This is a genomic window from Bombella sp. ESL0380 (genome assembly GCF_009725805.1).
GTDB classification, from domain to species: Bacteria; Pseudomonadota; Alphaproteobacteria; order Acetobacterales; family Acetobacteraceae; genus Bombella; species Bombella apis.
The window spans coordinates 123,906-136,654 of the sequence record NZ_WNIH01000002.1 but is presented as its reverse complement, the minus strand read 5'-3'; the positions used below and the strand labels follow the sequence as shown (position 1 = coordinate 136,654).

The 12,749-nt window shown below is 61.9% G+C and carries 10 protein-coding genes; 6 read left to right on the top strand and 4 right to left on the bottom strand.

Annotation, left to right across the window (positions count from 1 at the left end):
* Nucleotides 1–9 precede the first annotated feature (9 nt).
* Nucleotides 10–825, top strand: coding sequence for a tryptophan synthase subunit alpha (gene trpA / locus GM608_RS00885; RefSeq protein WP_333644830.1), 816 nt, complete (start codon nt 10–12; stop codon nt 823–825).
* 78 nt (nt 826–903) lie between these two features.
* On the opposite strand, the gene GM608_RS00880 is transcribed toward trpA, so the two are convergent.
* Nucleotides 904–1,146, bottom strand: coding sequence for a hypothetical protein (locus GM608_RS00880; RefSeq protein ID WP_043558707.1), 243 nt, complete (start codon nt 1,144–1,146; stop codon nt 904–906).
* 280 nt (nt 1,147–1,426) lie between these two features.
* On the opposite strand from GM608_RS00880, the gene GM608_RS00875 reads away from it, so the two are divergent.
* Nucleotides 1,427–3,901: a heavy metal translocating P-type ATPase gene (locus GM608_RS00875; RefSeq protein WP_333644829.1), complete on the top strand. Its 2,475-nt coding sequence runs from the start codon at nt 1,427–1,429 to the stop codon at nt 3,899–3,901.
* 49 nt (nt 3,902–3,950) lie between these two features.
* Here the strand turns inward: GM608_RS00875 and GM608_RS00870 are convergent, their stop codons facing one another.
* Both GM608_RS00870 and GM608_RS00865 read right to left on the bottom strand, forming a co-directional pair.
* Complete coding sequence (locus tag GM608_RS00870; protein ID WP_248630826.1) at nt 3,951–5,153, bottom strand: amino acid aminotransferase; 1,203 nt, start codon at nt 5,151–5,153, stop codon at nt 3,951–3,953.
* Nucleotides 5,154–5,161: 8 nt separating this feature from the next.
* A complete protein-coding gene (locus tag GM608_RS00865) occupies nt 5,162–6,865 on the bottom strand; it encodes a thiamine pyrophosphate-binding protein (RefSeq protein WP_333644828.1) in 1,704 nt (567 codons plus the stop codon).
* A 157-nt stretch (nt 6,866–7,022) separates the two neighbouring features.
* On the opposite strand from GM608_RS00865, the gene GM608_RS00860 reads away from it, so the two are divergent.
* The 4 genes from GM608_RS00860 (at nt 7,023) to GM608_RS00845 (ending at nt 11,625) form a co-directional block, all read left to right on the top strand.
* Complete coding sequence (locus tag GM608_RS00860; RefSeq protein WP_227431405.1) at nt 7,023–7,499, top strand: Lrp/AsnC family transcriptional regulator; 477 nt, start codon at nt 7,023–7,025, stop codon at nt 7,497–7,499.
* Nucleotides 7,500–7,707: 208 nt separating this feature from the next.
* Nucleotides 7,708–8,586 (top strand): acetyl-CoA carboxylase, carboxyltransferase subunit beta, encoded by an 879-nt coding sequence (gene accD, locus GM608_RS00855; RefSeq protein ID WP_081563350.1) that lies wholly within the window; start codon nt 7,708–7,710, stop codon nt 8,584–8,586.
* A gap of 94 nt (nt 8,587–8,680) precedes the next feature.
* Complete coding sequence (locus tag GM608_RS00850; protein ID WP_103765754.1) at nt 8,681–10,018, top strand: folylpolyglutamate synthase/dihydrofolate synthase family protein; 1,338 nt, start codon at nt 8,681–8,683, stop codon at nt 10,016–10,018.
* Nucleotides 10,019–10,167: 149 nt separating this feature from the next.
* Nucleotides 10,168–11,625, top strand: coding sequence for a replicative DNA helicase (locus tag GM608_RS00845; RefSeq protein ID WP_227431429.1), 1,458 nt, complete (start codon nt 10,168–10,170; stop codon nt 11,623–11,625).
* Nucleotides 11,626–11,664: 39 nt separating this feature from the next.
* Here GM608_RS00845 and GM608_RS00840 read toward each other — a convergent pair whose 3' ends face one another.
* Nucleotides 11,665–12,642 carry a DMT family transporter gene (locus GM608_RS00840; protein WP_052348948.1) on the bottom strand — a complete coding sequence of 326 codons (978 nt, stop codon included), beginning with the start codon at nt 12,640–12,642 and terminating at the stop codon, nt 11,665–11,667.
* Between the last annotated feature and the right edge of the window lie 107 nt (nt 12,643–12,749).

The window sequence follows — 12,749 nt, the reverse complement described above, 5'->3', positions numbered from 1 at the left end:
AGAGCCACCATGAGCCGCATCAAGACCTGTTTCGACCGCCTGAAAAAAGAGGGCCGTGGTGCCCTGCTGCCCTATCTGGAAGCCTTCGACCCGGACAGGGAGACATCCCTGGCCCTGCTGCGCCAGATGCCCGAGGCCGGGGCCGATCTCATCGAGGTCGGCGTGCCCTTCTCCGACCCCTCCGCCGATGGCCCGACCATCCAGCTAGCCGCACGGCGTGGCCTGAAGGCCGGGGCCACCCTGAAGGGAACGCTGGAGCTCATCCGGGACTTCCGCAAGGAGAATGACCATACGCCGATCATCCTGATGGGCTATTACAACCCGATCGACAGTTACGGTGTGGAGCGATTCTGCAAGGATGCCCGCTCCGCCGGTGTGGACGGGCTGATCGTTGTGGACCTGCCACCTGAGGAATCCGAGGAGCTGGCCCCCCACGCCAGAGCGGAAGGGCTGGACATGATCACCCTGACCGCCCCCACCACCCCGGATGACCGGCTGAAGACCATCCTCAGGAAGGCCAGCGGGTTCGTCTATCATGTGAGCATCACGGGCATCACAGGCACACGCAGCGCCACGGAAGAGCAGCTGAAAGCCGCCATGACCCGCCTTCGGGCCGCCACGGACCTTCCCGTCGTGGCCGGTTTTGGCATCAGCACGCCGGAGCAGGCCCGCACGGCCTCCCGCATCAGCGACGGGGCCGTCGTGGCCTCCGCCATCATCAAGGAGATGGCCGCCACCTATGATGAACACGGCCACGCCACGGCCAGAAGCATCCCCACGGCACTGGAGAAAATCCGCTCTCTGGCCAAGGCGGTGCGCAGCTGAAACCGGACACGAAAAACCCCCAGCCACAGGGCTGGGGGTTTTCCGATTGCATCTTTTTGCAGAACTGGCTCTGAAGGCTTACTTCTTCAGCCAGCGGCCAATGGCACACAGGCCAGCCAGAGCGGCCACAATGGCACCACTCCACAGCAGCGTCTGACCAACACACTGGCAACGGCTCTTGGGCTTCAGGTCCTTGCTGATGGACTGGAATGCCTCCTGGGCACGGCTGGCATATTCCTCAGCCTTGGCTTTCAGTTCATCGGGGTTGACGATTTCCTCAGCCTTGGACTTGAGCTCATCAACATTGATAGCGTCCGCCATGGATATTCCTCCCTGAATCCGCCACTGTACCGGAATAACCGGTCTGGCGGATCAAATCTTGCATTTGCGCCAGAAAATTACTGACTGCCGGTAAACATACCACTGATCATTTTACCATTCAGCAAATTTCTCTCATGGGAGCCTCGTCTTTTCTGCATATGTCTGTCTAACTCCCATGCAGAAAAACGTTTTTTCTTCACCAATGCCCAGCAAATGCTACTTTTGTTCCACATGCTACTGCACGATATACCAGCCTGACACCACCATACAGGGGAGCCCCATGCCTGCTTCACCATCATCCCAGACGCTTCCCATAGAAGGGATGAGCTGCGCCTCCTGCTCCGCACGGGTGGAGAAAGCCCTCCGGGCCGTTCCAGGCGTTGAACAGGCCAGCGTCAATCTGGCAACTGCCACGGCCCATGTCACAGGCACGGCCTCCCGCACGGCTCTCATCCAGGCTGTCGAACAGGCCGGGTATGATGTCCCGTCCCCGCCCATCACATTACGCATTGAAGGGATGAGCTGCGCTGCCTGTTCCACACGGGTGGAGAAGAGCCTTCAGGACGTCATTGGCGTCAGGATGGCCAGCGTCAATCTGGCAACCGCCACCGCACAGGTAACCGGGACAGCCACACATCAGGCGCTCATCAGCGCCATCCAGAAAATGGGATTCGCCGCCTCGCTGCTGGAGGGAGAGACAGGGCTGGAAAATGCCCTGACACAGAAACAACGCATGAAGCAGGCCATGAAAACCCAGTGGCGGGACCTGATGATGTCTGCCCTGCTGTGGCTGGCCATCCTGTTCATGACAATGGGACACGGGTTTGGTCTCATTCCACCTGCCATACAGCCCCTGCTGCAATGGGCACTGGCCAGTGTCGCCCTGCTGGGGCCGGGCCGGCGCTTCTACCAGGCCGGGATACCGGCCCTGCTGCGCCGGGCACCAAACATGAACTCACTGGTCGCACTGGGGACCGGAGCCGCCTATCTGTACTCCAGCCTCGTGGTGTTCTGCCCCACCCTGATGCCAGCCGGTACACAGCATCTCTACTTTGACACCATCCTGGCCATCCTGACGCTCGTTCTTCTGGGACGCATGATGGAGGCCAGAGCAAAAGGCCGCACATCCGCAGCGCTGGAAAAACTGACCCATCTGCAACCGCAGCATGCCCATCTGCTGACTGAAGGAACATGCCGCATTGTCCCTGTCGCCCAGATACAGACGGGCGACAGGCTTCTTGTCCGCCCCGGCGAGCGGGTTCCACTGGATGGAATCGTACTGGAAGGGGAAAGCCATCTGGATGAATCCCTGCTGACAGGCGAGCCCATGCCAGCCCTCCGGCAGGTCGGCGATACCGTCATCGGCGGGACCATCAACCAGGAAGGAACACTGACGGTCCAGGCCACGGCCACCGGAGCCGACACCATGCTGGCCCGCATCATCAGCATGGTCGCACAGGCCCAGGGTGGCAAACTGCCCATCCAGTCCCTCGTGGACAAAGTGACCCTGTGGTTTGTCCCAGCCATCATTCTGCTGGCCGTGCTGACATTCCTCATCTGGCTGTTTCTGGGCCCTGCCCCGGCGCTGGGCCATGCTCTCGTCAATGCCATTGCCGTACTGATCGCCGCCTGTCCCTGTGCCATGGGCCTCGCCACGCCAACAGCCATCATGGTCGGTACGGGCAAAGCGGCGGAAATGGGCATCCTCTTCCGCAAGGGCGAAGCCCTCCAGACGCTGGAATCCACCACTCTGGTTGCCTTCGACAAGACCGGCACCCTGACGGCCGGCCAGCCCCGGATGACAGAATTCTACCTGCTGGACAAGAACACCTCCGACCATCCTGAGCAGGCCGAGAACACCCTGCTGGCCCTTGCCGCCTCGGTCGAAACGCAGTCCGATCACCCTGTCAGCCGGGCCATCGTCACAGCTGCGCAGGAACGGGACCTGCCTTCCGTAAAGACCCGTCATGCCCGCATCATGCCCGGACTGGGCATAGAAGCGCAGGATGAAGACGGGCAGAGCATCCATCTTGGCAGCCAGGCCTGCATGAGGGCTCTGGGCTTCCATAATGCAGAAGCCAACCGGCTTGCTGCAGAGCTGAGCCAGAAAGGCACGTCCCCCCTCTTCATGGCCCATGGGGGGCAGATCGTGGCCCTCATGGGCGTGGCGGACCCCATCCGCCCCTCCGCCATGAAAGCCGTTGCAGCCCTGCGGGCCCAGAATATACGGACAGCCATGATTACCGGGGACATCGAACCTACAGCCCGGCATATCGCCCGCCTGGCCGGAATCGAGGACGTCATCGCCCAGGTCCTGCCGCATGAAAAAGGTGAGGCCATACGGACCCTTCAGAAGACACACGGTTCCGTGGCCTTCGTGGGCGATGGCATCAATGACGCCCCGGCATTGGCACAGGCTGACACCGGGCTTGCCATCAGCCATGGAACAGATATCGCCATAGAGGCCGCAGACCTCGTCCTGACGGGCGAGAGCCTGATGACCGTGCCCAATGCCCTTGCCCTGTCCCGGGCAACGATGACCATCATACGGCAGAATCTCTTCTGGGCTTTCGCCTACAACATCGTGCTGCTGCCGATTGCCGCAGGGGTGCTCTACCCGTTCACTGGCACGCTGCTGTCCCCCCCTTTCGCCGCAGGGGCCATGGCGCTCTCCAGCATCTTCGTGCTCTGCAACACGTTACGGCTGCGACGCCTCCGCACGGTCGTGGAAACCGAGACCAGCACGGAAGTCTGAGACCCTGGCCGGGGACGGGCCTTCATGCCCTGCCCCCGGCCTCTCCTCCTCACACACCAGCCAGAACGGCGGCCAGAGCCTCCACAACAGGCGGCAGGTTGTGCTCATTCAGCCCCGCCATGCAGACACGGCCACTGCGAAGAACATAGACACCATGCTCCTCCCGCAGACGGTCCACCTGAGCGGGTGACAGCTTCATCATGCTGAACATGCCACGCTGCTTCAGCAGGTACCGGAAATCCTGCCCCGGCAAACGGGCGGAAAGCTGCTCATGAAGCCTCTGGCGCATCACACGGATGCGGGCCCCCATGGCTGCCACTTCCTCCCGCCAGAGCTGCGCCAAGGCCTGATCTCCCAGAACGGCATCCACAAGCTGCGCCCCACGGACGGGCGGACTGGAATAGTTCCGCCGCACCGTGACCTTGAGCTGGCTCAGCACCCGCTCTGCCGCATCACCATCCCGACAGACGACCGACAGGGCCCCGATGCGGTCCCCATACAGGGAAAATATCTTGGAGAACGAATTGCTGAGCAGGAACTCCAGCCCCGCATCCACCATGGCCCGCACGGCATACACGTCTGCCTCCAGCCCATGACCCAGCCCCTGATAGGCAAGGTCCAGAAACGGGATCAGCTTCCGGTCCTTCAGGACAGGGATCAGCTCATCCCACTGGTCAGCCGTCAGATCGGCCCCTGTCGGATTATGGCAGCAGGGATGAAGCAGGACGACATGATGTTCCGGAATCTGGCGGATGCAGGCCATCATGGCCTCAAAATTCACACCGCCCGTTGCCGGGTCAAAATAGGGATAGGCCTGTGTCCTGAAACCGGCTCCGGCAAAAATGGAAATGTGATTTTCCCATGTCGGATCACTGACCCACAGTTCGGCCTGCGGAAAATAGCGGTGCAGGAAATCTGCCCCGACCTTCAGTGCGCCAGACCCACCAAGACTCTGGACCGTGGCGATGCGGCCAGTCTGCACCGGCTCGCTGCCACAGCCAAACAGCAGGTGCTGGACAGCCTGCCTGTAGGAAGCCAGACCTTCCATCGGCAGGTAGAGGTCCGGCCTGTCCTGCTGGGTGGCCAGCCTTTCATGCGCCTTGCGGATGCAGGCCAGCTGCGGGACATGACCTGCCTCATCATAATACAGGCCAATGCTGAGATTGACCTTCTTCGCCCGGTCATCCCGCTTGAAGTCCTCCACCAGCGACAGGATGGGATCCCCCGGAGACAGTTCAACAGACTGGAACATGGACTGCTTCATCCTTTTTTCGCACTGGTCTTCATACTGGCATTACGCGGGCCCTGCGGGCCGTAATCATAATCCGCCACGACCATGCCAAATCTCTTCAGGGCATCCGGAGCATCCATCTCCGGCAGAAGGACCTCGATGAACACGGCACGGTCGGCCTGTTCTGCCTGTTTCAGGGCCTGCTCCAGATCGCTGACCGTTTCCACCACGAGGGACAGGGCCCTGTCCTCCCGGTCGAACGCCCGGGGCAGGTCAGCATAACGCCAGTTGGCAATGTCGTTGTACCGGGAATGTTCCCCCAGAATCAGGCGCTCGATCGTATAGCCCCTGTTGTTGAGCAGGAAGATGATGGGCTTCTGGTCATGCCGCAGGATGGTGGAGAGCTCCTGCGCTGTCAGCTGGAAGGAACCATCACCGATGAAGAGCAGGTGCCGCCGGTCCGGGCTGCCAAGCTGGGAGCCGAACAGGGCTGGCAGGGTATAGCCGATGGCCCCCCAGATGGGCTGGGAAATGTAATGGCTGTTCCGGGGGAAAGGCGTGCCCAGCAGGGCGGTGTTGCTCGTCCCCGCCTCACCGACCACGACATCCCCTTCCTTCAGGAAACGGGCCACACGGGGCCAGAGGGTCGCATGGGTCAGCCGGTCCGCCGCCTCACCGGGCAGGGACGCAGCAGAATCCGCCGGACGGGCAGGCAGCGTACGGGAAGACGGCGTCACTTGCGCCAGCAGGGCCTCCAACACCGCCCCGACAGGGGCAGCCGGAATGGACCGGCCTGCAAGGCTCACATCATGGGCCTGAAGATTGATGAACACCTCCGGGCGGATCTCATGCGTGAAGAAGCCCGTGTTGAGCTCCGTGAAACGCAGGCCGACCCCGATCACGCAGTCTGACTGGCTGACCAGCTCCCTGATGTCCGGGCGGCTGGCCCCACCCACATAGCCACCCAGATAGTAGGGGGCTGTCTCATCCAGCACGGCCTTGGCCGGAGCCGCCGCCACACAGGGGATTGCACAGCGTTCCGCCAGCACGGCAATCTGCCCGGCCACGCCGAAGCGGTCGGCATCGGAATCGAGAATCATCACCGGCGAGCGGGCCGCAGCCAGACGTGTGGCGATGTGCCCGGCCGCCAGGGCCACCTGTTCCGCATCACCCTGCGGAAGGGCAAAACGGAACGGTTCTTCGGGCACCTCGATGTTCAGATGGGTGATGTCGGCTGGCAGCTGGAGATGGACAGGCCGCCGCTCCCGCCAGCAGGTCTGGAGGACACGGTCGATTTCTTCCACGGCATTTTCCGGCGTCAGGCGGGCCTGGGCGACCGTATATTCCGCCATGCACCGCCCGATGTTGCCATACCCGCCATCACCCAGCGTATGATGCAGCAGGGCACGCCCCTCGACCGCATGAAGCGGTGGAATCCCGGTGATGTGCACGAACGGAACACGCTCGGCATAGGCCCCGGCAATGCCACTGATGGCCCCGAGGTCACCCACGCCAAAGGTCGTCACCAGGCCGCACAGGCCGGAGGTGCGGGCATAGCCATCGGCGGCATAGGCGGCATTCAGCTCGTTGCAGTTTCCCACGAAGGTCAGGGACGCATCAGCCTCCACCTGCTCCAGAAAAGAAAGGTTGAAATCCCCCGGAACACCGAAAAGATGGCTGATTCCTGCCTCGACGAGGCGGCGGGCCAGATAGGCCCCGATCTGCATGCGCATGAACAAATTCCTAAAACCTGTGAAGAGGGCGTACTCCCGTACAGGCAGAATACCCGCCTCGCACGAAACCCCGTTCGGCCCTCGATCATACTGCAATATATATGCAATCTGTGTGCAAATATGATCTATCATTCCCCCTTCTCCGCACGGATCACGCATGAAAGCGCACATCATGGACCATCTTGACTGGAAGCTCCTGTCCGCCCTGCACCGCAACGGGCGTCTGACCAACCGGGAGCTGGGCGAGGCCATCGGCCTCTCACCGTCCCAGTGTTCCCGCCGCCGACTCCTGCTGGAGAAGGCCGGTGTCATCCGGGGGTACAGTGTCACGCTGGACCAGCAGGCCATGGGGCTGGGCGTGATGGCCTTCGTCCAGGTCATCATGAAGGGCCATGCTGCCGGGGCCTTCGAACGCTTCCAGGCCCTCATAAACAGTACCTCCATGATCCAGGAAGCCCATGCCGTCAGCGGTGATGCCGATTACATCCTCAAGGTCGTGACGAAAGACCTGCCGAGCCTCTCCACTTTCGTTACAGACCAGTTGCTGGCGCATGACACGATCGGCCACGTGAAATCCTACATCGCCCTCCGCCCCCTGAAGACAGACAGCCCTCTACCGCCATTCCAGCCCTGAAAACCCTCCCGCTGGGCAGGAAGTCACACAGCCGGTGAAGAGAAAGCTGGCATCTTCAGGCAAGCCCGGATAAAGTCGCCCGACCATGAAGCCCCCCTTCCGGCCAGTGCCATGGTGCCCCCGTACCGGGATGCACCACTCCGATGGCCCTCCGGCAGGCCCGGGTCCGCCTGATGATGCACCACTGCTGGAGAGTGAACAGAACACCATGAGCTGGCTGACCGAACATGTCCGTCCCAAACTGCGGAGCCTGTTACAGAGGGATGTGCCAGACAATCTCTGGACCAACTGTGAATCATGCTCGCAGATGATGCTCACCAAGGAGCTGGTCCGCAAGAAGAAGGTCTGCCCCCATTGCGGGCACCATATGCGTGCCACAGCCCATGAGCGGATGAAATGGACCTTCGATGATGGCCAGTATACCACCATCGACCTGCCCGCCGTCCCGGCCGACCCGCTGCATTTCCGGGACTCCAAACGCTATACGGACCGCCTGAAAACTGCCCGCTCCAAGGCGGGTCTTGATGATTCCCTGCTTGTCGCCCATGGCAGGATCGACGGGCGGGAAGCCGTCGTGGCCGTCATGGCCTTCGAGTTCATGGCAGGGACGATGGGCAGCGCCCTTGGGGAGGCTTTCCTGACAGCCTGCCGGGAGGCCATCCAGCGCAAGGCACCGCTCATCATCTTCACGGCCTCCGGTGGGGCCCGGATGCAGGAGGGGGTTGTCAGCCTGATGCAGATGCCCCGTACCACCATCGGCGTGGAAATGCTGCGTGAGGCCGGGCTGCCCTATCTGGTAGTCCTCACCAACCCGACGACGGGTGGCGTGTCCGCCTCCTTCGCCATGCTGGGCGACATCCACATCGCTGAACCCAATGCCCTGATCGCCTTCGCCGGCCCCCGTGTCATCCGTGACACGGTGCGTGAGGAACTGCCGGAAGGCTTCCAGCGTTCCGAATATCTGAAAGACCACGGCATGGTGGACATCATTGCCAGCCGTGCCGAACTCCCCGCCCTTCTGGGGCGTCTGATCGGGATGCTGTCCCCCGCCGCCAACGGGGACGCCAAGGCTGCCCGGGCCTCCTGAACGTGTCCCTGCCCTGCTGCCCTGCGGCTGACAGCAGGGCGGGACGATGCCTCTCTCCTGCCGTCCCCCCCTGAGACAACCGGATTACGCAATCATGGCAACAGGCCAGCAGACCAGCACCCCGCAAAGTGAATTCCACGGGCGGACCGGGGCGGTAGTACGCCGCCTCCAGGAACTGCACCCCAAGCTGATCGACCTCTCTCTGGACCGGCTGGAAGTCCTGCTCGCCCGCCTCGGCCATCCTGAACGGTCCCTGCCACCGACCATCCATGTTGCCGGGACCAACGGCAAAGGCAGCACCTGTGCCAATCTGCGAGCCATTGGAGAAGCTGCGGGACTGAAGGTCCATGTCATGACCAGCCCGCACCTGCTGGACGTGACGGAGCGCTTCCGTCTGGCCGGACAGCTTGTCAGTGAAGATCAGCTTGTGGCCACTCTGGAAGAAATTGAACAGGTCAATGATGGAGCCCCCATCACCGTCTTCGAGGTACTGACAGCCGCCGGGTTCCTCCTCTTTTCCCGTGTTCCGGCTGACCTTCTGGTTCTGGAGGTCGGGCTTGGTGGCCGGTTTGATGCCACGAACGTGATCCCCACGGCCCGGGCCTGCATCATTACCTCCATCAGCCTGGACCATCAGGCCTTTCTGGGCGATGATCTGGCAGGCATTGCCCGGGAAAAGGCCGGAATCATCAAGCGGGGCGTGCCGGTCTTCGTGGCTCCACAGCCGGATGATGTCATGGCAGCCATCGCAGAGATTGCCAGAACCCACGAAGCCCCACTTTACCGGCTGGGCCATGAATTCACCATCACGCCGCGACAGGACGGCCTGCTCTATCAGGACGAGGCCGGAAAGCTGACACTGCCTGCTCCAGCCCTGCATGGTCCCCATCAGGCACAGAATTCGGCCCTGGCCGTGGCAGCTCTCCGCCATGCCGGCCTGAACCTGCCAGACACGGCCTTTGCCGGCATTGCCAGCACATGCTGGCCTGCCCGCCTCCAGACGCTGCATGGCACCCTTACCCATGACATGCCCCCAGGCTGGGAACTGCTGCTGGATGGTGGCCACAACCCCGGGGCCGGTACCGTTCTGGCCGATGTTCTCAAAACATGGCAGGACCGGCCCCTGCATCTCATCGTCGGGCTGAAGGACAGCAAGGACGTGCAGGGGTTCCTGCGCCCCCTGATCCCCCATGTCACCTCCATACAGGCCGTGGCGGAAGACGGACAGCACCTGGCCATGCCTGTCCAGACCATTCTGGAAGCCGCAGCGGCGGCAGGCGGCACAGCCCTGCCCGGGCCGGACATACGCACCGCCCTGAAACGCCTGCGTGACAGCGCCAGCCCCACGGACAGACCAGCCCGAGTCCTGATCTGCGGCAGCCTCTATCTGGCAGGCTGCGCCCTGGCGCTGGATGGCGCCTCCCCACACTGAAAGGGGATCACACTTTTCCCCTTCCCCGTCCGCACCCTGCCACTGTGTGGACACACCCCAATGACAGAGCGAAACGGACCAGCATGAGCGACCAGTCCCCTGCCCCCCAGCCCAGCCCCGCAGCGGAACCCGGCGGAAGCCTCCATGAAATGCTCCAGCGTGTTCCACCTGCCAACCTGCCAGCGGAGCAGGCCCTTCTGGGGGCCATCCTGACCAACAACAAGGCTTATGAGAGCGTCTCGGACTTCCTGCACCCCTCCCATTTTGCCGATGCCGTCAATGCCCACATCTATGAGATGATCACGCAACGCATCGAGCGTAATGGCGGCAAGGGAGGCGTCGACATCATCACGATGCGGGGCGACTTCGAGGCCAGCCCCATTCTGGCTGCGGCCGGAGGGGCTGACTATGTGGCCAAACTGCTCAATGCCATGGTGGGCATCGTCAATGCCCGTGATTATGGCAAGGTCATCCATGACTGCTGGGTCCGCCGCCAGCTGATCGGCATCGGCACGGACATCGTCAATAACGCTCACGGTGCCCGACCTGATCTGGACGGGCCGGAACAGATTTCCGCTTCGGAAGAAGCCCTCTTCAACCTGGCAACGGACAAGGGACAGGAAGGCGGCTTTCTCGTATTTTCCCAGGCCCTGAAGAAGGCTCTCGACATTGCCGACCAGGCCTACCAGCATACGGGCGACATTGTCGGGCTGACCTCTGGCCTGCGGGATTTCGACAAGAAAACCGGTGGCCTGCACCCGTCCGACCTGCTGATACTCGCTGGCCGTCCTGCCATGGGCAAGACCGCCCTTGCTACGAAAATCGCCTTCTCCGCAGCGCAGTCCCTCTTGCGGGAGGCAGAAGAAAAAGGTGAGCCACCCCGTGGCAGTGTGGCCATTTTCTCACTGGAAATGTCCTCCGAACAGCTGGCCGCCCGTATCCTCTCCGAACAGGCCGAGGTCTCAGGCGAGCGCATCCGCCGTGGCGATGTGGGGCCGAAGGAGTTCGACCGGTTCGTCCGTGTTGCCACGGAGCTGCAACGCCTGCCCCTGCATATTGACGACACACCAGCCATCTCCCTCTCCGCCATGCGGACACGCTGCCGCCGGCTGGCCCGCACACATGGGCTGAACCTCGTGGTGGTGGACTATCTCCAGCTCATGCGCCCGGCCATTGGCACAAGACCGGACAGTCGCGTGCTGGAAATCTCGATGATCACGCAGGGCCTCAAAGCCATCGCCAAAGAGCTGGAAGTGCCCGTCATTGCGCTCTCCCAGCTCTCCCGTCAGGTCGAATCCCGTGACGACAAGCGCCCGATGCTCTCCGACCTGCGTGAATCCGGCTCCATCGAGCAGGATGCCGATGCTGTCATGTTCGTCTATCGTGACGAATATTACCTGCAACAGCGCAAACCCAAGGAAGCCTCCTTCCCCAGTCCGGACAAATACCAGATCGCCCTGGAAGAATGGCAGCGGAAGATGTCGCTCGTCCACAACAAGGCCGAGCTGATTCTGGAGAAGCAGCGCCACGGGCCGACCGGCACTGTCCATCTCTACTTTGAAGGTGAATTCACCCGCTTTGGAGACCTGGATACCTTCCACGAGTAATCCCGGTCACCGGGGCCTGTCACAAGGCCCCGCTTCCCCTCACTCGTGGGGCTTGTCCTCAAGCGGCGGGGTGATGACGGCAGCAGGAGTGGCGGCAATGACCTCCGGTGTAGGCTTGCGCCGCCACCACCAGCCACGATGCAGCATCTTCTCGAAACGGATCTTCTGCCGCAGCCAGTTCAACATTCCGGACAGAGTGACGACGGCAATGCCTATGCCATCCCACATGTCCACGGGCTGGTTGAAAATGAAGTAGCTGAAAGCCACGATCCAGGCCATCTGGCTGTATTGCGGCAGGGCCACACGATTGGCCGGGGCAATGGAGGCGGCCAGCATGAGCAGCAGCTGCCCGGCTGCGGCCAGAAACCCATAGCCAAACAGCAGCAGCCATTCATTCACCCCATGTGGCACGACAAAATGCTGCACCATCAGGATGCCATCTCCCACCAGCGGCCCGCACAGGCTGGAGCCGTACAGCGTCAGGCGGGATGTTTCCTTGCCCGCAAAACGGTAGGCAATCACGCTGACAGCCGAAGCCATGGCCACCACAATGGCACAGAGATGCCCGAACTGAAGCGCCTTCACACCGGGGCGCAGCACGATCATCACACCTGCAAAACCCAGCAGGACAGACAGCCACGCCCATCCCGTCACCTGTTCCTTGAGGAACAGCACGGAGACGATGGTGACGAAAAACGGCATCAGGAACATCAGGGAGAGGGCTTCTGGCATGGGCAGAAGCATGAAGGCCTCCACACTTCCTGCCGTGGCCACGAAGACCGCCGCCGCCCGCACAAGCCAGAGCCACGGATGACTGGACAACACCAGCGCCCGATAAGACTCATTCGGGCGCTTCAGCAGCGGAACGATCAACAGGCCGAACACACCGCCGAAAAACGCTACCTCGAACGGGTCCAGCCGCCCGGCCAACCCCTTGGAACAGGCATCACTGATGGAAAAAAACGCATACCCCAGAAAGGCCAGTACGATGCCCGATGTAAAAAGTATCTTCCTCATGCAATCCCTGTCCCTGACACTCCGGCCGCTATGGCGTCATGCCAAGGGTAAGGGCTAACCCACCAAAAAGAAACCACCCAACCATATCTCTACAGGATGGCAGCCCT

Bases quoted from the DNA above. Each gene is read 5' to 3' on its own strand.
- GM608_RS00845 (WP_227431429.1), top strand. From the start codon at position 10,168: ATGCTCCAGCGTGTTCCACCTGCCAACCTGCCAGCGGAGCAGGCCCTT.
- GM608_RS00880 (WP_043558707.1), bottom strand. From the start codon at position 1,146: ATGGCGGACGCTATCAATGTTGATGAGCTCAAGTCCAAGGCTGAGGAA.
- GM608_RS00865 (WP_333644828.1), bottom strand. From the start codon at position 6,865: ATGCGCATGCAGATCGGGGCCTATCTGGCCCGCCGCCTCGTCGAGGCA.
- GM608_RS00860 (WP_227431405.1), top strand. From the start codon at position 7,023: ATGAAAGCGCACATCATGGACCATCTTGACTGGAAGCTCCTGTCCGCC.
- accD (WP_081563350.1), top strand. From the start codon at position 7,708: ATGAGCTGGCTGACCGAACATGTCCGTCCCAAACTGCGGAGCCTGTTA.
- GM608_RS00870 (WP_248630826.1), bottom strand. From the start codon at position 5,153: ATGTTCCAGTCTGTTGAACTGTCTCCGGGGGATCCCATCCTGTCGCTG.
- GM608_RS00840 (WP_052348948.1), bottom strand. From the start codon at position 12,642: ATGAGGAAGATACTTTTTACATCGGGCATCGTACTGGCCTTTCTGGGG.
- GM608_RS00875 (WP_333644829.1), top strand. From the start codon at position 1,427: ATGCCTGCTTCACCATCATCCCAGACGCTTCCCATAGAAGGGATGAGC.
- GM608_RS00850 (WP_103765754.1), top strand. From the start codon at position 8,681: ATGGCAACAGGCCAGCAGACCAGCACCCCGCAAAGTGAATTCCACGGG.
- trpA (WP_333644830.1), top strand. From the start codon at position 10: ATGAGCCGCATCAAGACCTGTTTCGACCGCCTGAAAAAAGAGGGCCGT.